General features: G+C 76.0%; 21 protein-coding genes. 17 read left to right on the forward strand and 4 right to left on the reverse strand.

Annotated elements, in window-relative coordinates; all coding sequences use genetic code 11:
- A complete protein-coding gene (gene cofC / locus O2W15_RS14300) occupies positions 1 to 642 on the reverse strand; it encodes a 2-phospho-L-lactate guanylyltransferase (RefSeq protein ID WP_269179879.1) in 642 nt (213 codons plus the stop codon).
- Between the two features lie 123 nt (positions 643 to 765).
- Here cofC and O2W15_RS14305 point away from each other — a divergent pair, with 123 nt between their 5' ends.
- The 6 genes from O2W15_RS14305 (at position 766) to O2W15_RS14330 (ending at position 7,956) form a co-directional block, all read left to right on the forward strand.
- A complete protein-coding gene (locus O2W15_RS14305; RefSeq protein ID WP_269179880.1) occupies positions 766 to 2,199 on the forward strand; it encodes a serine hydrolase domain-containing protein in 1,434 nt (477 codons plus the stop codon).
- On the forward strand, positions 2,196 to 3,740 hold the full coding sequence (locus tag O2W15_RS14310) for an amidohydrolase (RefSeq protein WP_269179881.1): 1,545 nt from the start codon (positions 2,196 to 2,198) through the stop codon (positions 3,738 to 3,740). The genes O2W15_RS14305 and O2W15_RS14310 overlap by 4 nt, the downstream gene beginning before the upstream one ends.
- 177 nt (positions 3,741 to 3,917) lie before the next feature.
- Positions 3,918 to 4,913, forward strand: coding sequence for an NAD(P)H-dependent glycerol-3-phosphate dehydrogenase (locus O2W15_RS14315; protein ID WP_269168735.1), 996 nt, complete (start codon positions 3,918 to 3,920; stop codon positions 4,911 to 4,913).
- A gap of 39 nt (positions 4,914 to 4,952) precedes the next feature.
- A complete protein-coding gene (locus O2W15_RS14320) occupies positions 4,953 to 6,113 on the forward strand; it encodes a cystathionine gamma-lyase (RefSeq protein WP_269179882.1) in 1,161 nt (386 codons plus the stop codon).
- Between the two features lie 11 nt (positions 6,114 to 6,124).
- Positions 6,125 to 7,303, forward strand: coding sequence for a D-alanine--D-alanine ligase family protein (locus O2W15_RS14325; protein WP_269179883.1), 1,179 nt, complete (start codon positions 6,125 to 6,127; stop codon positions 7,301 to 7,303).
- Complete coding sequence (locus O2W15_RS14330) at positions 7,300 to 7,956, forward strand: hypothetical protein (protein WP_269179884.1); 657 nt, start codon at positions 7,300 to 7,302, stop codon at positions 7,954 to 7,956. Before O2W15_RS14325 ends, O2W15_RS14330 begins: the two co-directional genes overlap by 4 nt.
- A 62-nt stretch (positions 7,957 to 8,018) precedes the next feature.
- Here O2W15_RS14330 and O2W15_RS14335 read toward each other — a convergent pair whose 3' ends face one another.
- Complete coding sequence (locus O2W15_RS14335) at positions 8,019 to 8,636, reverse strand: DUF3515 family protein (RefSeq protein ID WP_269179885.1); 618 nt, start codon at positions 8,634 to 8,636, stop codon at positions 8,019 to 8,021.
- Positions 8,637 to 8,641: 5 nt separating this feature from the next.
- Positions 8,642 to 8,875: an Lrp/AsnC ligand binding domain-containing protein gene (locus O2W15_RS14340; RefSeq protein ID WP_014742398.1), complete on the reverse strand. Its 234-nt coding sequence runs from the start codon at positions 8,873 to 8,875 to the stop codon at positions 8,642 to 8,644.
- Between the two features lie 122 nt (positions 8,876 to 8,997).
- Here O2W15_RS14340 and O2W15_RS14345 point away from each other — a divergent pair, with 122 nt between their 5' ends.
- The 3 genes from O2W15_RS14345 to O2W15_RS14355 are packed head-to-tail and all read left to right on the forward strand — an operon-like array spanning position 8,998 to position 11,139.
- Positions 8,998 to 10,038 carry a thiamine-phosphate kinase gene (locus tag O2W15_RS14345; protein ID WP_269179886.1) on the forward strand — a complete coding sequence of 347 codons (1,041 nt, stop codon included), beginning with the start codon at positions 8,998 to 9,000 and terminating at the stop codon, positions 10,036 to 10,038.
- Positions 10,022 to 10,525, forward strand: coding sequence for a GNAT family N-acetyltransferase (locus O2W15_RS14350; RefSeq protein WP_269179887.1), 504 nt, complete (start codon positions 10,022 to 10,024; stop codon positions 10,523 to 10,525). Before O2W15_RS14345 ends, O2W15_RS14350 begins: the two co-directional genes overlap by 17 nt.
- On the forward strand, positions 10,513 to 11,139 hold the full coding sequence (locus O2W15_RS14355; protein ID WP_269168728.1) for a cytidylate kinase-like family protein: 627 nt from the start codon (positions 10,513 to 10,515) through the stop codon (positions 11,137 to 11,139). The genes O2W15_RS14350 and O2W15_RS14355 overlap by 13 nt, the downstream gene beginning before the upstream one ends.
- 136 nt (positions 11,140 to 11,275) lie before the next feature.
- Here the strand turns inward: O2W15_RS14355 and rpmB are convergent, their stop codons facing one another.
- Positions 11,276 to 11,458 (reverse strand): 50S ribosomal protein L28, encoded by a 183-nt coding sequence (gene rpmB, locus O2W15_RS14360; RefSeq protein ID WP_442928852.1) that lies wholly within the window; start codon positions 11,456 to 11,458, stop codon positions 11,276 to 11,278.
- Positions 11,459 to 11,688: 230 nt separating this feature from the next.
- On the opposite strand from rpmB, the gene O2W15_RS14365 reads away from it, so the two are divergent.
- The 8 genes from O2W15_RS14365 (at position 11,689) to rnc (ending at position 19,113) form a co-directional block, all read left to right on the forward strand.
- Positions 11,689 to 13,290, forward strand: coding sequence for a DAK2 domain-containing protein (locus tag O2W15_RS14365; protein ID WP_269179888.1), 1,602 nt, complete (start codon positions 11,689 to 11,691; stop codon positions 13,288 to 13,290).
- Positions 13,291 to 13,301: 11 nt separating this feature from the next.
- On the forward strand, positions 13,302 to 15,497 hold the full coding sequence (gene recG / locus O2W15_RS14370) for an ATP-dependent DNA helicase RecG (RefSeq protein WP_269179889.1): 2,196 nt from the start codon (positions 13,302 to 13,304) through the stop codon (positions 15,495 to 15,497).
- A 7-nt stretch (positions 15,498 to 15,504) separates the two neighbouring features.
- A complete protein-coding gene (gene rsmD, locus O2W15_RS14375) occupies positions 15,505 to 16,059 on the forward strand; it encodes a 16S rRNA (guanine(966)-N(2))-methyltransferase RsmD (RefSeq protein ID WP_269179890.1) in 555 nt (184 codons plus the stop codon).
- Positions 16,056 to 16,541 (forward strand): pantetheine-phosphate adenylyltransferase, encoded by a 486-nt coding sequence (gene coaD, locus O2W15_RS14380; protein ID WP_269165291.1) that lies wholly within the window; start codon positions 16,056 to 16,058, stop codon positions 16,539 to 16,541. Before rsmD ends, coaD begins: the two co-directional genes overlap by 4 nt.
- On the forward strand, positions 16,538 to 17,227 hold the full coding sequence (locus O2W15_RS14385) for a hypothetical protein (protein ID WP_269179891.1): 690 nt from the start codon (positions 16,538 to 16,540) through the stop codon (positions 17,225 to 17,227). Before coaD ends, O2W15_RS14385 begins: the two co-directional genes overlap by 4 nt.
- A 143-nt stretch (positions 17,228 to 17,370) precedes the next feature.
- Positions 17,371 to 18,096, forward strand: coding sequence for a YceD family protein (locus O2W15_RS14390; RefSeq protein WP_269165289.1), 726 nt, complete (start codon positions 17,371 to 17,373; stop codon positions 18,094 to 18,096).
- A gap of 2 nt (positions 18,097 to 18,098) precedes the next feature.
- On the forward strand, positions 18,099 to 18,278 hold the full coding sequence (gene rpmF / locus O2W15_RS14395) for a 50S ribosomal protein L32 (RefSeq protein ID WP_081975594.1): 180 nt from the start codon (positions 18,099 to 18,101) through the stop codon (positions 18,276 to 18,278).
- A gap of 16 nt (positions 18,279 to 18,294) precedes the next feature.
- On the forward strand, positions 18,295 to 19,113 hold the full coding sequence (gene rnc, locus O2W15_RS14400) for a ribonuclease III (RefSeq protein ID WP_269165288.1): 819 nt from the start codon (positions 18,295 to 18,297) through the stop codon (positions 19,111 to 19,113).
- Positions 19,114 to 19,116 lie beyond the last annotated feature (3 nt).

Genomic DNA, 19,116 nt, shown 5'->3' on the forward strand with positions numbered 1-19,116 from the left:
TCACCTGGCGTTCGACGACAGGAACCCCGTCGTCCGGGGGCCGACGCCGAGCTGTCGGGCGGCCGCCAGGTCGGCGGGGGTGTCGACGTCCTGGCGGAGCCCGGGCCACCGCCCGGTCAGGGAGACCGCCCCGGCCGCGGTGTGGGCGGCGGCGGAACCGGGGCCGAAGCGGGGGTCGAGCTCTCCGGCGGGGACGGCCAGCAGCGTCGTCCCGGTGCCGGCGGTGTCGGCGACGAAGCTGCGCGGCCGGCCGGCCGCCTCGGCCAGTGCATCGGACAGCTCGGCGGCCCGCAGGGCCGGCAGGTCGGAGTTCAGCGCGGCCAGCGGGCCGGCGCCGCCGGTCCGGGCGACCCGGGCGCCGTGCTCCAGGGCGGCGTTGAGGCCCCGGCCGGGCCGGTCGTCGACCGTCCGGGCGCCCAGGCCGGTGACGACGGCGGCAGCCCGCGGGTCGTCGGTGACCACCAGCACCAGGCCGACGGCGGGGCTGGCCAGCGCGGCGGCGACGGTGTCGCCCAGCAGGGCCAGCACCAGTTCCTCGTGTGCGGCCGGGGTGCCACCGGACAGCGTCGCCGTCAGCGGCGCCAGCCGGGTCTTGGCCGCGTCGAGCCGCTTCGCCGGGACGACGACCGACCACCGCTGCACCGGGCAAGCTCAACACACCGGGGCGGCGTGGGGCAGGTCGGCACAGGGCCCGCTGCGCGCGACGCCGGGGAGGGTGATCTGCTCCCCGCGGCACAGTCCGCCGGCCCCGAGGAGCCCGCCGCGATGAGCACCACCCCTGAGCGCACCGCCGAGGTCGCCACCGCTGCGGCGGGCCACCTCGAGTCGTGGCTGGACCACCAGCGCCGCCGGCTGCGGGTGCCGGGCGTGCAGGCGGCCGTCCGGGTCGGTGGCGAGCTGGTGCTGGACACCGCGCTGGGCGTGGCCGACGTGGACAGCGGGGCGCCGCTGACCCCCGGCCACCTGTTCCGGATCGCCTCGCACTCCAAGACCTTCACCGCCACCGCGGTGCTGCAGCTGGTCGAGGCCGGGCGGCTGCGGCTGGACGACCCGATCGGGCAGTGGGTGGCGGCGCTGGAGGGGTCGGCGGTGGCCGCGGTCACCGTCCGTGAGCTGCTCGGGCACCAGGGCGGCGTCATCCGGGACGGCCGGGACAACGACCACTGGCAGCTGGGGCAGCCCTTCCCGGACGCGGAGCTGCTGCTGCGCATCGCGGTCGAGGAGGGAGCGGTCCTCGAGCGCAACGAGCACTTCAAGTACTCCAACATCGGCTACTCGCTGCTCGGGCTGGCGATCGAGGCGGTCACCGGCACCTCCTACGCCGAGCACGTGCAGCGCGCGGTGGTCGACCCCCTGGGCTTGGTCGACACCGGACCGGAGTGGTCGCCGGCTCGGGCCGGCGAGCACGCCGCCGGGCACACCGGCCTGCTGGACGGCGAGGACACCCGGCTGACCATCCCGGCGGTGGACACCCGGGCGATGGCCGCGGCGACCGGGTTCTGGTCGACCGCCCGTGACCTGACCGCGTTCGGGGCAGCCCTCACCTCCGGCGACGCCCGGCTGCTGCGGGAGGACACCAAGCGGCTGATGCGCCGGCCGGAGTCCGAGATCCGCGCGCACGGGGCCCCGCCGCGGCACTACGGGCTCGGGCTGGACCTCCGGACGCAGGGGGAGCGACGGCTGGTCGGGCACAGCGGCGGCTTCCCGGGGCACATCACCCGCACCTGGATCGACCCGGAGGCCCACGTCGTCGTGAGCGTGCTGACCAACGCCGTGGACGGGCCGGCCGACGTGCTGGCCCGGGGCCTGTTCGGCCTCCTCGACCTCGCCCTGGCCGCGCCCGCCGACGTGCCGCAGCCGCCGGCGACCGAGCTGGCGCGCTACGCCGGCCGCTTCGTCAACCTGTGGGGCGCCACGGACGTCGCGCTGCTGGGCGGCCGGCTGGTGCTGCTGCACCCCAGCGCCCCGGAGCCGGCCGAGGAGCACCTCGAGCTCACGGTGGAGGGCCCGGACACCCTGCGCCAGGAGGCGGTCGCCGGGTTCGGGGCGGCCGGCGAGACGGTCGAGTACACCTGGGCCGACGACGGCACCGCCGCCGCGGTGCGGCTCGGTGGCATCTCGGCCTGGCCGGCCGAGGTGTTCCGGGCGCAGCGGGCCGCCCAGGTCCGCGCCGGGCACGCCGGCGGGGCCGGCCGATGACCGCGGTGCTGCTGCGGTCGGCCCGGCTGGGTGGCCGGACCCGCGACGTCCTGCTCGCCGACGGGCGGGTGGTGGCGATCGCCGACGACCTGTCCTCCGGTGCCCCGGGGCTCGACCGGCTCCCCGTCCCGCTGGAGGTGGTGGACCTGGCCGGCGCCGTGCTGCTGCCCGGTCTGCAGGACGCGCACACCCACCTGGAGCAGTGGGCCGCGACCCAGCGGCGGGTCGACGTCTCCGCGGCGCAGTCGGCGAAGGAGGCCGCCGCCCTGATGGCCGCCGCGCTGCAGGCCGCGCCGCCCGCACCGGCAGCGGTGGTGCTGGGCCACGGCTTCCGGGACGCGCTGTGGGCCGAGCCGGCCACCGCCGCCGTCCTGGACGACGCCCTGGCCGGGGTGGCGCCGCCGGACACCAGCGTCGTCCTGGTCAGCGGCGACCTGCACACCACCTGGGCGAACACCGCCGCCACCCGGCGCTTCGGCCTGAGCAACCCGACCGGGGTCGTGCTGGAGCAGGAGGCGATGGACGTCGTGGCCCGGGCCGCCCGCGTCGACCCGGCCGTCCTGGACGGCTGGGTGCTGGACGCCATGGTCGCGGCGGCGGCGCGTGGCCTCACCTCCGTCGTCGACCTCGAGTACGGGGACCTGATCGGCTCCTGGGCCCGGCGGGCCGGGCTGCGGGAGGGCGGTCCCGCGCTGCGGGTGCGGGCCGGGGTCTGGATCGACCGGCTGGAGGAGGCGATCGCCGCCGGGCTGCGCAGCGGCGACCCGCTGCCCGGGGTGGTCGACCCGGTCGCCGCCGACCGGGTGCGGATGGGCCCGCTGAAGGTCTTCGTCGACGGCTCCCTCGGCACCCGCACCGCCTTCTGCCACGACCCGTACCCGGGGGCCGCGGGAACCGACGCCCACGGGGTGCTGCGCACCCCGCCGGAGGAGCTGGAGCGGCTGCTCCGGCGCGGGAGCGCGGCCGGGCTGGACCTCGCCGTGCACGCCATCGGCGACCGGGCCGCGACGGTCGCGCTGGACGGCTTCGCCGCCGCCGGCTGCACCGGCCGGATCGAGCACGCCCAGCAGGTGCACGACGCCGACCTGCCGCGCTTCGCCGAGCTGGGGGTGGTCGCCAGCGTGCAGCCGCGGCACGCCCTGGACGACCGGGACGCCGCCGACCAGCACTGGGCCGCCGCGACGGAGCGGGCGTTCCCCTACCGGGCGCTGGTCGACGCCGGCGCGGAGATCGTGCTGGGCTCCGACGCGCCGGTGGCACCGCTGGACCCCTGGGACGGCATCGCCAGCGCCGTCCACCGGTCGCTGGACGACCGCCCGGCCTGGCACCCCGAGCAGCACCTGGACCTGGACACCGCGCTGGCCGCGGCCAGCGGTGGACGGCGCGGGGTCCGGGTCGGGGACGTGGCGGACCTGGTCGTGGTGGCCGAGCCACCCGCGGCGGTCCTCGCCCGCGGCGGCGCCGACGGCCTGCGCGCGATGGAGGTGCTGGCCACCCTGGTCGGCGGGCGGTTCACCCACCGGGCACCCGGCCTCGGCTGAGGAGGGCGCCGCCCGACACCCCGGGGGCGCGTGCCGGCCGCTCCGGGCCGGGGGGCACGATCATGGGCCGGGTCGTCGGTGCAGCGCCGGCGGGCCACGAGACGGAAGGAGTCCGGTGTCCGAGCAGTCGTCGCCGCGCACGGCCACCGTGCCCACCCCGCGCGCCGGGGCGGCCGCATGACCCGCGCCGCGGTGCTGGGCGCCGGCTCCTGGGGCACCACCTTCGCCAAGGTGCTCGCCGACGCCGGGTGCTCGGTGACACTGCACGCCCGCCGTCCCGAGCTGGTCGCGTCGATCACCGCGAGCCGGGAGAACGCCGACTACCTGCCGGGGGTGCGGCTGCCCGACGCGGTGCGCGCCACCGGGGACGCGGCCGAGGCGCTCGACGGTGCCGAGGTCGTCGTGCTGGCCGTGCCCAGCCAGACGCTGCGGGCCAACCTCACCGGCTGGGCGCCGCTGCTGCCCGCCGACTCCTCGCTGCTGTCGCTGATGAAGGGCGTCGAGCTCGGCACGACCAAGCGGATGAGCGAGGTGATCCGCGAGGTCACCGGCGCCGGTGCCGACCGGGTGGCGGCGCTGTCCGGGCCCAACCTCGCCCGGGAGATCGCCGAGGAGCAGCCCTCGGCCACGGTGATCGCCTGCTCCGACGACGACCGGGCCGCGGCGTTGCAGGCGGCCTGCCACACCCGCTACTTCCGGCCGTACACCAACCCGGACCTGGTCGGCTGCGAGCTGGGCGGCGCGGTCAAGAACGTCATCGCGCTGGCCTGCGGGGTCGCCGCCGGCCTCGGCTTCGGGGACAACACCCGCGCCTCGCTGATCACCCGCGGTCTCGCCGAGACCGCCCGGCTGGGCATCGCCCTCGGCGCCGACGTGACCACCTTCGCCGGGCTGGCCGGGCTGGGCGACCTGGTCGCCACCTGCTCCTCGCCGTTGTCGCGCAACCGCACCTTCGGTGAGCACCTCGGCCAGGGCATGTCGGTCGCCGAGGTGGAGCAGATCACCCGGCAGACCGCCGAGGGCGTGAAGAGCTGCCGCTCGGTGCTGGACCTGGCCCGCGCGCACGGGGTCGACGTGCCGATCACCGAGGCGGTCGTCCGGGTCTGCCACGAGGGGGAGTCCGCCGCGCAGATGGTGCGGGAGATGATGTCCCGAGAGGCCAAGCCGGAGTAGCTCCCCGGGGCGCCGTCGCACACCCGTGGAGGACCGTCCGTGACCACTCCTGACCTGCCCGCCGACCTCGGCGACGGCACCCGGCTGGTCCACGCCGGGGACGACCCGGCGGTGCCGGGCACCCCGCTGCGTCCGTCGCCGGTCTTCGCCGCGCCGTACCACCTCGGGGACGAGGCCCCCGGCTGGCAGGGCGCCGACGGCTACGCCCGCCCGGACAACCCGACGCTACGGGTGTTCGAACGTGCGGTCGGCGAGCTGGACGGCGGCGACTGCCTGTCCTTCGCCACGGGCATGGCGGCGATCAGCTCCGCCGTCCTGGCACTGGTCGGCCCCGGCGACCGGGTCGTGCTGCCGTCGGACGGCTACTACGCCACCCGGGTGCTCGCCCGCGACGAGCTGGCCCGCTTCGGTGTCCAGGTGCAGCTGGTGCCCACCCTGGAGATCGAGGACGTCGCCGCCCGCGGGGACCTGGACGGGGCGCGGCTGGTGCTGCTGGAGACCCCCAGCAACCCGCAGCTGGACGTCTGTGACATCGCCGCCGTCGCCCGGGCCACCCAGGCCTCGGGTGCGCTGCTGGTGGTGGACAACACCACGGCCTCACCGATCGGGCAGCGCCCGCTGGCCCTGGGTGCCGACGTCACCGTGGGCTCGGACACCAAGGCCCTGACCGGGCACAGCGACGTGCTGCTCGGGCACGTCAGCACGGCCCGCACCGAGCGCGGACGGGAGCTGAACACCCGGATCGCCGCCTGGCGCAAGACCACCGGCAACACCCCCGGGGTGTTCGAGGCGTGGCTGGCGCACCGGTCGATGGGCACCCTGGACCTGCGGCTGGCGCGGCAGGCCGCCAACGCCGCCGCGCTGTCGGAGCTGCTGGCCGGGCACCCGGCGGTCAGCGGCGTCCGGTGGCCCTGGCGGCCGCAGGACCCGTCGTACGCGCTGGCGACCCGGCAGATGCTGCGCCCCAACGGCGTGGTCTCCGCCGAGCTCGCCGACTCCGACGCCGTGGCCCGCCTGGTGCGCGGCAGCCGGCTGATCGCGGCCGCGACCAGCTTCGGCGGCATCCACACCACGGTCGACCGGCGGGCCCAGTGGGGCGGGGACGCCGTCCCCGCCGGGTTCGTGCGGTTCTCCTGCGGCATCGAGGACACCGCCGACCTGGTGGCCGACCTGACATCCGCGCTCGGGACCCTCGGCTAGGGTCGGCGGCGATGACCGGGAAGGCGCGTAGGACCAGGGTCGCTGTCGTCTTCGGCGGGCGGAGCGCGGAGCACGCGATCTCCTGCGTGTCGGCCGGGAGCGTGCTCGCCGCGCTGGACCCGGCGCGGTACGAGGTGGTGCCCGTCGGCATCACCCGGGACGGCCGCTGGCTGTTGCACGACGGCAAGGCCCTGGCCATCGACGACGGGCAGCTGCCCGAGGTCGCCGACGGCACCGCGGTGTCGCTCGTGGGCGACCCGGCGGGCCGGGGGCTGGCGGTGCTGGACGCCGGGCAGGCGATCGGCCGGCTCACCGAGGTCGACGTCGTCTTCCCGGTGCTGCACGGCGCCTACGGCGAGGACGGCACCATCCAGGGTCTGCTGGAGATGTCCGGGCTGCCCTACGTCGGCTCCGGGGTCTTCGCCAGCGCGGCGTCGATGGACAAGGAGTTCACCAAGAAGCTGCTCACCGCGGCCGGCATCCCGCAGGGTGACCACGTGGTGCTGCGCGACGCCTCGGGTGCGCTCTGCGCCGACCCAGCGCTGCTGGACGAGGCGGCGCGGGCGCGGCTCGGGCTGCCGGTCTTCGTCAAGCCCTCCCGTGCCGGCTCCAGCATCGGCATCACCAAGGTCACCGACTGGGCGCAGTTCCCGGCCGCCGTCGCGACGGCGGCCGCGGTCGACCCGAAGGTCGTGGTCGAGGCTGCGGTGCCCGGGCGGGAGATCGAGTGCGGGGTGCTCGCCGCGTCCGGTGCGGGGCTGCCCGACGTCAGCCTGCCGGCGGAGATCCGGCTGCGGCCGGGCACCGACTGGTACGACTTCGACGCCAAGTACCTCGAGGACGCCGTCGAGTTCGACGTGCCCGCGGACCTCACCGCCGAGCAGGTCCGGGCGGTGCAGGAGATGTCCCGCCGCGCGTACCTGGCGCTGGACTGCGCCGGCCTGGCCCGGGTCGACTTCTTCCTGACGACCGACCCGGCGACCGGTGCCGACCGGTGGGTCGTCAACGAGGTCAACACGATGCCCGGCTTCACCCCGATCTCGATGTTCCCGCGGATGTGGGCCGCCTCCGGGGTGAGCTACCCGGAGCTGGTCGACCGGCTGGTGGCCAGCGCCCTGGCCCGCCGGGAACCGGTCACCACCCCGGACGCGACCGCCTCGCCGGACGGCGCCGTGCTGGGCGCCGGATGACCTCCCGGCGGCTGCTGCCGGGCGCCACGGCCGCAGTGCTGCTGCTGGTCGCCCCGGTGTGCGCCGGCTGCTCGTCCTCGGAGGCCGTATCGGCACCGCAGGCCGCGACGACGGCGGCGACCCCGGCCAGCCCGGCCGAGCTGGAGGCGCTGCTGGTCGACGACGTGCCGTCCGGGCTGCCGCGGGTGCCCGACGACGAGCTGGTCCCGCCGGCGGGGGAGAAGACGATCGACGACGTCGCCCGCTACGGGCAGGACGCGGAGCGCGAGCAGGAGGTGCTCGCCGACTACGGGTACACCCGCGGCTGGGAGCGCTTCTGGCGGTCGGAGGAGGAGCTGACCAGCGTCTTCCTCGACCAGTTCGCCGACCCGTCCGGCGCGGTCACCTACGCCGACGACCTGGCCCGCAACGACGCCGAGCACTACGGCGGTGTGCTGGACCGCTCCCCGGCGGGGCTGCCGGACGACTGCGTGCTGCTCGCCCAGGACGACCCGGCGCCGGAGCACCGGATGTCCGGCCCGGCGGTCTTCGCCTGGTGCGCCGCCGGGGTCTTCACCGTCGCGGTCGCTGCCGTTGCCGACACCGAGGAGGAGGCGCGCCGCGAGCTGGAGGCGGTCACCACCGCGCAGCTCGACCGGCTCCCGGCCGGCTGAGGAAGGACCCCCGTGCCCCCCGCCACTCGCAAGCTCGCGGCGGGACCCTGCACGGGGGCCGTTCAGTCGGGCAGTGGCGCCGGGGTCGGCTCGGTGTAGGGGATCGAGCCGGCGATGAGCGGGCTCAGCGCGGTGGGGGCGGCGCTGTCGGAGCTGGCCGGCACGCGCACCTGGACCGGGACGTTGCGGTCGACCGTCGTCCACACGTAGACGTCGGGGTCGGTGGTGTCGACGAACCACTCCACCCCGGAGACCACCAGCGTCTGCGGGCCGCCCACCACGTAGCCGGCCGGTGGTCCGGCGCCGCAGACCAGCACGGTCGCCGGCTCGCCCCAGGCGTAGGCGAACGGGCTGTCGGAGTCGACCGGGCGCGACGTCTCCTCGGCCAGCTCCAGCGGCAGCTGGCCCATCAGCGCCGGGCAGGCCAGGTCGGCCTCCGGGGTGATCGGCGGGGTGTCGACGGGCAGCGGCGGCAGGTCGGCGCGCGGCGCCGAGGTCGTGCCGGAGATCTCCGCGACCGTGCCGGGCTCGTCCTCGGCGTCGCTGCCGCGGCCGACCACGTTGACCAGCACCAGCAGGACGACCACCAGCGGGACCAGGACGGCGGTGGCGATCAGCGCCGCCCGCCGCAACGGGTCGGGAGGCGGCGCGGCGGGCTGGTCGGGGGCGGGGGTGCTCAAGCGGCTCAGAGGTTGACGACGGGGCAGGTCAGGGTGCGGGTGATCCCGTCGACGGACTGCACCCGGGCCACCACGAGCCGGCCGAGCTCGTCGACGGTGTTGGCCTCGGCCCGCACGATGACGTCGTAGGGGCCGGTGACGTCCTCGGCCTTGGTCACGCCGGCGATCTCGCTGATGCTCGCGGCGACCGCGGCTGCCTTGCCGACTTCGGTCTGGATCAGGATGTAGGCGTGGACCACGGGTTGACCTTCCTCGGGCAGTGCCTCGACGCCGGCTGGCGCGTCGGCAACGGCTGGGGGTGCGACCGGCCTGCCGAGCAGCGGGCCGATCGGCAACGTACCCCAGTCGGGGGGAGTGACCGATGACTCGGCCCCGCCCCCTGGGCCTCCGGCCCGACCCGGACGACAGCGTCGGCGCGGTCGGGGAGTTCGCCCTCATCGACCGGGTCGTGGCCCGCTCCGGTACCGCTGCGGTGGCTGACGTGGGCCCCGGTGACGACGCCGCGGTGCTGCGCACCCCCGACGGCCGGGTGGTGGCCTGCACCGACGTGCTGGTGGAGGGGCGGCACTTCCGCCGCGACTGGTCCTCGGCCGAGGACGTCGGGCACAAGGCCGCGGCGGCGAACCTGGCCGACGTCGCCGCCATGGGGGCGGTGCCGACCGCCCTGCTGGTCGCGCTCGCCTGCCCGGCGGACACCCCGGCCGCCTGGCTGGAGGGCGTCGCGGACGGGATGGCCGCCGAGTGCGCCCCCTTCGGCGCGGCCGTGGTGGGTGGGGACACCTCGGCGAGCGCGCCGGACTCGCAGGCCGTCGTGCTGTCGGTGACGGCGCTGGGCGACCTGGGTGGCCGGGCGCCGGTGCTGCGGAGCGGTGCCCGCCCCGGTGACGTCGTCGCGGTCGCCGGGCGGCTGGGCTGGTCGGCCTGCGGACTGGCCGTGTTGCGCCGGGGCTTCTCCTCGCCCATCGCCGCGGTCCGGGCGCACCGCCGGCCGACCCCGCCCTACGCCGCCGGCCCGGCCGCCGCGGACGCCGGGGCGACCGCGATGTGCGACACCAGTGACGGACTGCTCGCTGACGCCGGTCACCTGGCCGCCGACAGCGGGGTGCTGATCGAGCTGGACCGGGTCGCCCTCCAGCAGGCGTTCGTCGACCCGGCCGGACCGCTCCCGCAGGTCGCGGCAGCGCTGGGCGGTGACCCGATGGCCTGGGTGCTGACCGGCGGTGAGGACCACGCGCTGGTGGCCACCTTCCCGGCCGGGGTGGACCTGCCGGAGGGCTGGACGGTCGTCGGCGCGGCGCACGAGCCGGGCGACGACGGGCCCGGGGTGCGGGTGGACGGGGTGCCCGCGAGCCGGGTGGCCGAGGAACTGGGGGAGGGGGCGGGGCATGTCCACTTCGGCTGAGCTGCGCGCCGTCGGGTACGCCGACCCGGTGGCCCAGCACCTGATCGAGCGGGTGCAGCAGGAGTACGTCGTCCGGTACGGCGGCCGGGACGCCGCGGTGGTGGACCCGGCGGAGTTCTCCCCGCCGCTGGGGCTGTTCCTGGTCGCCGAGGTCGCCGGGGTGCCGGCCGGCTGCGGCGGCTGGCGGGCGCACGGGCACGGGGTCGCCGAGCTCAAGCGGATGTACGTCGAGCCCGGCTTCCGGCGCCGGGGGCTGGCCGCGCTGCTGCTGGCCGAGTTGGAGCGCACCGCGGCCGCAGCCGGGCACGAGCGGCTGCTGCTGAACTCCGGTGACCGGCAGCCCGAGGCCCTGGCGCTCTACGACCGGGCGGGGTACCACCCCGTGGTCGGCTACGGCATCTACGCGGACTCGCCCGAGGCGGTCTTCCTCGGCAAGGAGCTGGCCGCGGACCGGCCCGAGCCGGAGGAGGACGCATGGGCGTCGTGACCTTCTCGGCGTCCTTCGGCGCCGGCGGCGCGGAGATCGCCCCGGCCGTCGCCGAGCGGCTCGGCCTGCCCTTCCACGACCGGGTCATCCCGGCGCAGGTGGCGGGTCGGCTCGGGGTCCCGGTGGCCGAGGCCGAGGCCAACGACGAGACCATCACCCGCGGGCTGTGGCGGCTGGTCAGCTCGCTGGGCACGATGCCCGACCCGGTGGGCGGGGTGCTGCCCACCGGGGCGCTGCCCGACGAGCGGGCCTACCGGCAGCAGACCGAGTGGGTGCTGACCGAGATCGCCGCCGGCCCGGGGGGCGTCGTCCTGGGCCGGGCAGGGGCGATGGTGCTGCACGACCGGCCCGACGTCCTGCACGTGCGGTTGGACGGCCCGCCGGAGCGCCGGCTGGCCGCCGCGGTCGAGCACCTGGACCTGCCCGTCGAGGAGGTGCGCCGGGAGCAGGAGGCAGCCGACGCCGCCCGGACGGCCTACGTGCGGCACTTCTACCGCTGCGATCCGGCGGAGGCCCGGCACTACCACCTGGTGGTGGACAGCACGGCGCTGCCGCACGCCACCGTGGTCGACCTGGTGGTGACCGCGGCCCAGGCCCGCGGGATCGGCCGCTGAGCCGCCCGGGAACGCGAGAAGACCCCGGAGGTCCGAGGACCTCCGGGGTCTTGTCAGCTCAGTCTTGCCAGACCCTCCGGCCCCGTCCCGAGGCTCGCCCCGAGCCTGCGAGGGGTGAGGAGGACGGGGTCCTTCCTCAGGCCCGAGCGACCTTGCCCGCGCGGATGCACGAGGTGCAGACGTTCATGCGCTGGCGGCCGCCGCCGGTCAGCGCGGCGCGGACGGACTGGATGTTCGGGTTCCAACGGCGCGGCGTGCGGCGGTGCGAGTGCGACACCGACATGCCGAAACCGGGGCCCTTGCCACACACATCGCACACGGCAGCCACGGTCGATCACTCCCAGAGAATTGGTCCAGCTGAAGTCAGGTCGCGGTGCTCGGCGGAGACCCGGGCGGGAGCCCAGGGCATGGTCCAGCCACGCACAACTGGAGACCACTGTAGCCGGTGCTCCCGGGTCGTGTCGGACCGCCCCGTCCGCGGGGGCCGGGGCGGCAGCGGGAGGTCGTGGGCGCCGGGTCGTGTCGGTGGGCCCCGGTACCCTCCGGCACGTGCTGGAGGCGCTGGACGAGGCCGCGGTCGGCCGGTGGAGCTCCGCCGTCGTCGACACGCTGACGCAGGCGCGTGGCCGGCTCGACGAGCTGAACGTCTTCCCCGTCCCCGATGGCGACACCGGCACCAACCTGCTGATGACCGCCCAGGCCGGGAACGCGGCGCTGACCAGCGCCGACGGCACCGAGTCCGCGTGGAGCGTGCTGGCGCGCGGCGCCGTGCTGGGCGCCCGGGGCAACTCCGGGGCGATCCTGGCGCAGCTGCTGCGCGGCCTCGCCGACGAGCTGGCGGGTGTCCGGCGCGTCGACGGGCCGGTGTTCGCCGATGCGCTGGCCGCGGCCGCCGGCGCCGCCTACGCCGCGGTCGCCGATCCGGAGGAGGGCACCTTCCTCACCGTGGCCCGGGCCGGCGCCGACGCGGCCACGGCCGCCGTCGCCGAGGGGCAGGCCGGACTGGCCGACGTCGTCCGGGCAGCAGCCGAGGGCGCGCTCACCGCGCTGCGCGCGACCACCGGCCAGCTGGCCGCGCTGCGCGACGCCGGGGTGGTCGACGCCGGGGGTGCCGGCTGGTGTCTGGTGCTCGACGCGCTGGTCGGCACGGTCACCGGTACGACACCTGCCCGCGCGCCGCTGGACGGGCGGCCCGCCCGTCCCCGCCGGTCACCGTGGTCGGTGCCGGCTGCCCCCGCGCCCGGGCCGGGCAGTGAGGTGCAGTTCCTGCTCGCCGACTCCGACGACGCGGCCGTCGCCCGGCTGCAGGCCCGGCTGGCAGAGCTGGGCGACTGCCTGGTCGTCGTCGGGGTCGACACCCCGGGCGGCCGGGAGTGGAACGTGCACGTCCACGTGAGCGACGTCGGCGCGGCGGTGGAGGCGGGGATCGAGGCAGGTCGGCCGCACCGGATCTCGGTGACCCCGCTGGCGCCGGTGCGCGCGCCGGCCGCGGCCGCAGGGGCGCGCGCCGTCCTCGCCCTGGCCTGTTCCGCCGGGCTCGCCGAGCTCTTCGGCACCGAGGGGGTCACCGTGCTGACCGCACCGGTCGACGCGGTCGACGAGGACGCCGTCCTGCAGGCGGTGCTGGACACCGGGGCGGAGCAGGTCGTCGTGCTGCCGAACCACTGGGAGGTCACCGCGGTCACCGCCCGCGCCGCCGACCGGGCGCGCGAGGAGGGCCGGGACGTCGTGGTCGTCCCCACCCGGTCGGCCGTGCAGGGTCTCGCGGCGCTCGCCGTCGCCGACCCGGCCCGTCGGTTCGGTGACGACGTCATCGCCATGGCCGAGGCCGCGGCCGCGACCCGGTGGGCGGAGGTGACCGTCGCCGAGCAGGACGCGCTCACCTCGGCCGGCCGCTGCGCCCCCGGGGACGTGCTGGGCAGCGCGGAGGGGGACGTCGTCGTGATCGGTGCCGACCCGGTGACCGTCGCCCGGGACCTGCTGGACCGGCTGCTGTCGGCGGGCGGGGAGATGGCCACCGTCGTCGTGGGGGAGGAGCTCGCGCTCGGCGACGCGGTGTGCGCCCACCTCTCGGCGGTGCACCCGACGGTCGAGGTGGTCCGGTACCCCGGCGGTGCCGGGGCGGTGCCCCTGCTGATCGGCGTCGAGTAGTGGCGATCTCCATGGACACCCCGCTGACCCGGGTGCTCGGCCCGAAGACGGCGAAGGTCATGGCCGAGCAGCTGGCCCTGCACACGGTGCGCGACCTGCTGCGGCACTACCCCCGCCGCTACGCCCGGCGCGGGGAGATGACCCGGCTCGACGGCCTGGAGGTCGGCGACCGGGTGACCGTGCTGGCCCAGGTGAAGAGCGTGAGCACCCGGCGGATGCAGCAGCGCCGCGGGACGCTCACCGAGGTGACCGTCGGCGACGGCGCGGGCAGCATGCGGCTGGTCTTCTTCAACAACCGGCACGCGCACCTCGACGTCGGCGAGTGGGGGCTGTTCGCCGGCACCGTGGGGCTGTGGCGGGGCGACAAGCAGTTCACCCACCCCGACTGCCACATCATCACCGGGGACGACGACGACTGGGCGCGGGCGATGGTGCCCCTCTACCCGGCGAGCAAGGACGTCTCGAGCTGGGTGGTGCAGAAGTCGGTCAAGCTGCTGATGGACGACGCCCACTCGCTGGAGCAACTGCTCGACGACCCGATCCCGGCATCCGTCCGCGAGCGGCACGGCCTGGTCGACCTGGCCACGGCGCTGCGGCAGAAGCACCGGCCGGAGAGCCAGGAGCAGGTCGACGAGGCCGACGAGCGGCTCAAGTGGGACGAGGCGCTCGTCCTGCAGGCGACGCTGGCCGCCCGCCGCCGGGCCGCCGCACTCGAGCCGGGGATCGCCCGGCCGTCGCGCAGCGGCGGGCTGCTGGACGCCGTCGACGCCGCCCTGCCGTTCTCGCTGACCGACGGCCAGCGCGAGGTCGGCGAGGAGCTGGCCGCCGAGCTGGCCCGCGAGCAGCCGATGAACCGGCTGCTGCAGGGCGAGGTCGGGTCGGGCAAGACGGTGGTCGCGCTGCGGGCGATGGCGCAGGTCGTCGACGCCGGTGGGCAGGCCGCGCTGCTCGCCCCCACCGAGGTGCTCGCCGCCCAGCACGCCCGCAGCCTGGCCGCGATCCTGGGCCCGCTGGGGCGGGCCGGGGAGCTCGACGGGGACCCGAGCGGCACCCGGGTGGTGCTGCTCACCGGCTCGCAGAAGGCCGCCGTCCGCCGGGAGGCGCGGGCCGCGGTCGCCGACGGCAGCGCCGGCATCGTCGTGGGCACCCACGCGCTGCTGCAGGAGGGCGTCGAGTTCGCCGACCTGGGGCTGGTCGTCGTCGACGAGCAGCACCGGTTCGGGGTGGAGCAGCGGGACGCGCTGCGCGCCAAGGGCACGAAGCCGCCGCACGTGCTGGTGATGACCGCCACCCCGATCCCGCGCACCGTGGCGATGACCGTCTACGGCGACCTGGAGACCTCCACGCTCCGCCAGCTGCCGGCCGGCCGCGGCGGGGTGTCCAGCTCGGTCGTGCCGGTGGGGGAGAAGCCGGCCTGGCTGGACCGTGCCTGGGCGCGGGTCCGCGAGGAGGTCGCCGCCGGCCGGCAGGCCTACGTCGTCTGCCCCCGGATCGGCGACCTCGAGGACGGCGGCGGCAAGGACGACGACGGCCCGGACGGCGCTGACGGCGCCCCGCCGCCGGAGGAGGAGAAGGCCGGTGCGAGCGACAAGCGCCCACCGCTGGCGGTGCTCGACGTCGCCGAGGGGCTGCGTGCCGGCCCGCTGTCGGCGCTGCGGGTGGAGGTGCTGCACGGCCGGATGCCACCGGAGGAGAAGGAGGCCCGGATGCGCGCCTTCGCCGCCGCGGAGATCGACGTCCTGGTCGCCACCACCGTGGTCGAGGTGGGCGTCGACGTGCCCAACGCCACGGTGATGGTGGTGATGGACGCCGACCGGTTCGGCGTCAGCCAGCTGCACCAGCTGCGCGGCCGGGTGGCCCGCGGGAAGCACGCCGGGCTGTGCCTGCTGGTCACGGAGGCGCCCAGCACCTCACCGACCGGGCAGCGGCTGGCCGCGGTCGCCGCGACCACCGACGGCTTCTCGCTGGCCCGGCTCGACCTGGAGACCCGCCGGGAGGGCGACGTGCTCGGCGCGGCACAGTCCGGCCGCCGCTCGAACGTGAAGCTGCTGTCCCTGCTGCACGACGAGGCGCTCATCGCCGAGGCCCGGGTGGAGGCCACGGCGCTGGTCGAGCAGGGCCGCGGCCTCGCCGACCACCCCGAGCTGGCCGCCGCCGTCGCCGCCCTCGCCCTGGACGAGCGCGCCACCTACCTGGAGAAGGCATGAAGAGCGCATGACCAGGCTGATCTCCGGGGTCGCGGGTGGCCGCCGGCTCAAGGTCCCCCGCACCGGGGTCAGGCCCACCGGCGACCGCGCCCGGGAGGGTCTGTTCAACTCCCTCGGGTCGCTGCTGGACGTCGAGGGCGCCCGGGTGCTCGACCTCTACGCGGGCTCCGGTGCGCTCGGGCTGGAGGCGCTGTCGCGTGGGGCGGCGGAGGCGGTCTTCGTCGAGTCCGGGGGCGGGGTGCTGCCGGTGCTGCGCGCGAACATCGCCGCCGTCGGGCTGCCCGGTGCCGTGGTGCTGCCCGGCAGCGTGCCGGCGGTCGTCGGGGGTCGGCCCCCGGCCGCCTTCGACCTGGTGTTCGCCGACCCGCCCTACTCCACGCCCGACGAGGAGGTGCTGGGCGTGCTCGGTTTGCTGGTCGGAGGGGGGTGGCTGGCCCCGGACGCCGTCGTCGTGGTGGAGCGGTCCAGCCGCGACCACCCCTTCGCGTGGCCGACACCCTTCGACGGACTGCGTGATCGGCGGTACGGAGAGGCGGTGCTCCGGTACGGTCGCTTGTCGTGAGGCGAGCGGTCTGTCCCGGTTCGTTCGACCCGGTCACCAACGGCCATGTCGACGTGATCGCGCGCGCCGCCGGCCTGTACGACGAGCTGGTCGTCGCGGTGCTGGTCAACCCCGGCAAGGCGGGCCTGTTCGACGTCGACGAGCGGATGTCGCTGCTGCGCGAGGCGGTCGTCGACCTGCCCAACGTCACGGTCGACAGCTTCGAGGGGCTGCTCGTCGACTACTGCCTGGCCAACGAGATCCCGGTCATCGTCAAGGGCCTGCGGGCCGTCGGTGACTTCGAGTACGAGCTGCAGATGGCCCAGATGAACCGTGAGCTCGCCGCGGTCGAGACGCTGTTCGTGCCCACCGCACCCCAGGTCGGGCACCTGTCCTCCAGCCTGGTCAAGCAGATCGCCCGCTTCGGCGGCGACGTGTCGTCCCTGGTCCCCAAGGCGGTCAACGACCGGCTGGTGGCCCAGACGAAGGGAAGGCAGTCGTGACGGAGGTCGTGTACCGGCTCTACGAGACCGTCGACGAGCTGACGACGGTCATCGAGAACGCCCGCAGCGTGCCGATGTCCAGCTCCTGCATGGTGCCGCGCGACCACCTGCTCGACCTGCTCGACGACCTCCGGGAGAACCTCCCCGAGGAGGTCCAGCAGGCCGGGGCGATCGTCGAGCAGCGCGCCGAGATCCTGCAGCAGGCGCAGGCCGAGGCCGAGCGGCTCACCGGACGCACCCGCAGCGAGAGCGAGCAGGTCGTCGTGGCCGCCCGCCGGCAGCGGGAGGAGCTGGTCGGCACCGCCCGCCGCCAGCGGGACGAGATCCTCACCGAGGCGCAGGCCCAGGCCGACGAGCTGCTGGGCCAGGCCGAGGAGGAGGCCGAGGAGCTGCTCGCCGAGGCCCGCCGGCTGCGCGACCAGCTGGTGCAGGACGGCCAGGAGCAGCGTGCCGAGCTGATCGCCGCCGGCCAGGCCGAGCACGAGCGGCTGCTCACCGAGACCGAGGTGTACCGCACCGCGGTCGACCGGGCCGACGAGCTCGGTGCCCAGACCGTGGCCGACGTGGCCCGGATGCGGGCCGAGGTCGACGACTACGTCGACAGCCGGCTGGCCGACTTCGGGAACACCCTGGCGCACATGGCACGTTCGGTGGACAAGGCCCGGGACAACCTCCGCAGCCCGTGACCGCTCGGCCCACCCCCTGACCGGGAAGGGCGGACCGGGGGATCGGGTAGGCTGGACGTCTGTCCGGCTGCTGCCGTCCCGCGTGCCCGTCCGGCGCGGGCCCCGCGCCGGCGCCCCCACCATCGACGACGACGAGTACCGACATGCCTGCTTCCTCTGCGCGCTCCACGGGGCCGTCCTCCGACGCTGCGTCCACCGACGTCCGGCGTCCGGTCGGCGACCCCGTCGACAAGCCGCTCCCCACGCCGGCCGAGAAGGCCGCCGAGAAGGCCTGGAAGGTCGACCTCCGGGAGCTCGGTCGCCGCGCCGGCTCGATGCGCGAGTGGGAGAAGACCCTCCCGGCCCTGAGCGGCTGGGGCGTGGAGATGATCGGGGTCCCCCAGGGCGCTCCGGTCGAGCTCCGCCTGCGCCTGGAGTCGGTGATGGAGGGCGTCCTGGTCAGCGGCCAGGTCGAGCTGCCGGTCACCGGCCAGTGCGCCCGCTGCCTCGAGCCGGTCGAGGACACCCTGACGCTCGACGTCCAGGAGCTGTACGCCTACGCGGGCAGCACCACCGAGGCCACCAGCGGCGAGGACGAGGTGCGCCGCATCGACGGCGACCGGCTCGACCTCGCTCCGCTGGTCCGTGACACCGTCGTCCTCACCCTGCCGTTGTCGCCCACCTGCCGGCCCGACTGTGCCGGCCTGTGCGTCGACTGCGGGGAGCGGCTCGACGACCTCCCTGCCGACCACTCCCACGAGGTGCTCGACCCCCGGTGGGCAGGGCTCGCAGCCCGGTTCACCGAGACGGCCGACAGTGCCGAACCGACCGACAGCGCGGCCGGACCCCAGCCGGGGTCCACCCACCGCACCGACCCAGAGGAGAACTGACCGTGGCCGTTCCGAAGAGGAAGATGTCCCGGAGCAACACCCGTGCTCGCCGGTCGCAGTGGAAGGCCACGGCCCCCACGCTGGCGCCCTGCCCCAACGCGGCCTGCCGTGAGCTCAAGCCGCCGCACCAGGCGTGCCCCACCTGCGGCCAGCACGACGGTCGCCAGGTCCTCTCGGTCTGACCCGCGCAGCTCCAGCGTGGCGCAGACGACCAGCGCACCGGCGTCCTCGGTGCCGGACTCCCTCTCCGGGGAGCCCGGGGCCCAGGACGCCGGTGTCCGTGCGCCCGCGGGCGGTGCCGCACACGCCGAGCGGGCGGCCGGTTGGCTGCTCGACGCGCTGGGCCTCGAGCTCTCCGGTGAGCTGCTCGCGCTGGCCCTGACCCACCGCTCCTACGCCTACGAGAACGGTGGGCTGCCGACCAACGAACGCCTGGAGTTCCTCGGCGACTCGGTGCTCGGCCTGGTGGTCACCGACGAGCTGTACCGCAGCCACCCCGACCTGCCCGAGGGGCAGCTGGCGAAGCTGCGTGCCTCGGTGGTCAACATGACCTCGCTGGCCCGCGTCTCCCGGTCCCTCGGCGACGGGGGCATCGGGCCGCACCTGCTGCTGGGCCGGGGTGAACAGGCCACCGGCGGCCGGGAGAAGGACTCGATCCTCGCCGACGCGCTCGAGGCGCTGATCGGTGCGGTCCACCTCGGTCAGGGGCTGGACACCGCGGCGACGGTCGTGCACCGGCTGTTCGACCCGTTGCTGGCCGAGTCGGCCACCCGCGGCGCGGGCCTGGACTGGAAGACCAGCCTCCAGGAGCTCGGCGCGTCCCGGGGGCTGGGCGCACCGGTCTACGAGGTGGAGGACGAGGGTCCCGACCACGCCAAGACCTTCACCGCCGCCGTGCTGCTGGCCGGTGAGGTGCGCGGATCGGGGGCAGGCAAGACGAAGAAGGCCGCCGAGCAGGAGGCCGCCGAGACGGCCTGGCGCGCCCTGTCGGCCGACGGCGGACCGACGCGGGACTGAGCC

The sequence above is a fragment of the Modestobacter sp. VKM Ac-2979 genome, from assembly GCF_026967995.1.
In the GTDB taxonomy this organism is placed as follows: domain Bacteria; phylum Actinomycetota; class Actinomycetes; order Mycobacteriales; family Geodermatophilaceae; genus Modestobacter.

What these genes read in the sequence shown, in the direction of transcription:
- O2W15_RS14315 (WP_269168735.1), top strand. Translation starts at nt 3,918, where the DNA reads ATGACCCGCGCCGCGGTGCTGGGCGCCGGCTCCTGGGGCACCACCTTC.
- O2W15_RS14390 (WP_269165289.1), top strand. Translation starts at nt 17,371, where the DNA reads ATGCCTGCTTCCTCTGCGCGCTCCACGGGGCCGTCCTCCGACGCTGCG.
- O2W15_RS14345 (WP_269179886.1), top strand. Translation starts at nt 8,998, where the DNA reads ATGACTCGGCCCCGCCCCCTGGGCCTCCGGCCCGACCCGGACGACAGC.
- O2W15_RS14325 (WP_269179883.1), top strand. Translation starts at nt 6,125, where the DNA reads ATGACCGGGAAGGCGCGTAGGACCAGGGTCGCTGTCGTCTTCGGCGGG.
- O2W15_RS14330 (WP_269179884.1), top strand. Translation starts at nt 7,300, where the DNA reads ATGACCTCCCGGCGGCTGCTGCCGGGCGCCACGGCCGCAGTGCTGCTG.
- O2W15_RS14305 (WP_269179880.1), top strand. Translation starts at nt 766, where the DNA reads ATGAGCACCACCCCTGAGCGCACCGCCGAGGTCGCCACCGCTGCGGCG.
- rsmD (WP_269179890.1), top strand. Translation starts at nt 15,505, where the DNA reads ATGACCAGGCTGATCTCCGGGGTCGCGGGTGGCCGCCGGCTCAAGGTC.
- O2W15_RS14355 (WP_269168728.1), top strand. Translation starts at nt 10,513, where the DNA reads ATGGGCGTCGTGACCTTCTCGGCGTCCTTCGGCGCCGGCGGCGCGGAG.
- recG (WP_269179889.1), top strand. Translation starts at nt 13,302, where the DNA reads ATGGACACCCCGCTGACCCGGGTGCTCGGCCCGAAGACGGCGAAGGTC.
- O2W15_RS14350 (WP_269179887.1), top strand. Translation starts at nt 10,022, where the DNA reads ATGTCCACTTCGGCTGAGCTGCGCGCCGTCGGGTACGCCGACCCGGTG.
- O2W15_RS14310 (WP_269179881.1), top strand. Translation starts at nt 2,196, where the DNA reads ATGACCGCGGTGCTGCTGCGGTCGGCCCGGCTGGGTGGCCGGACCCGC.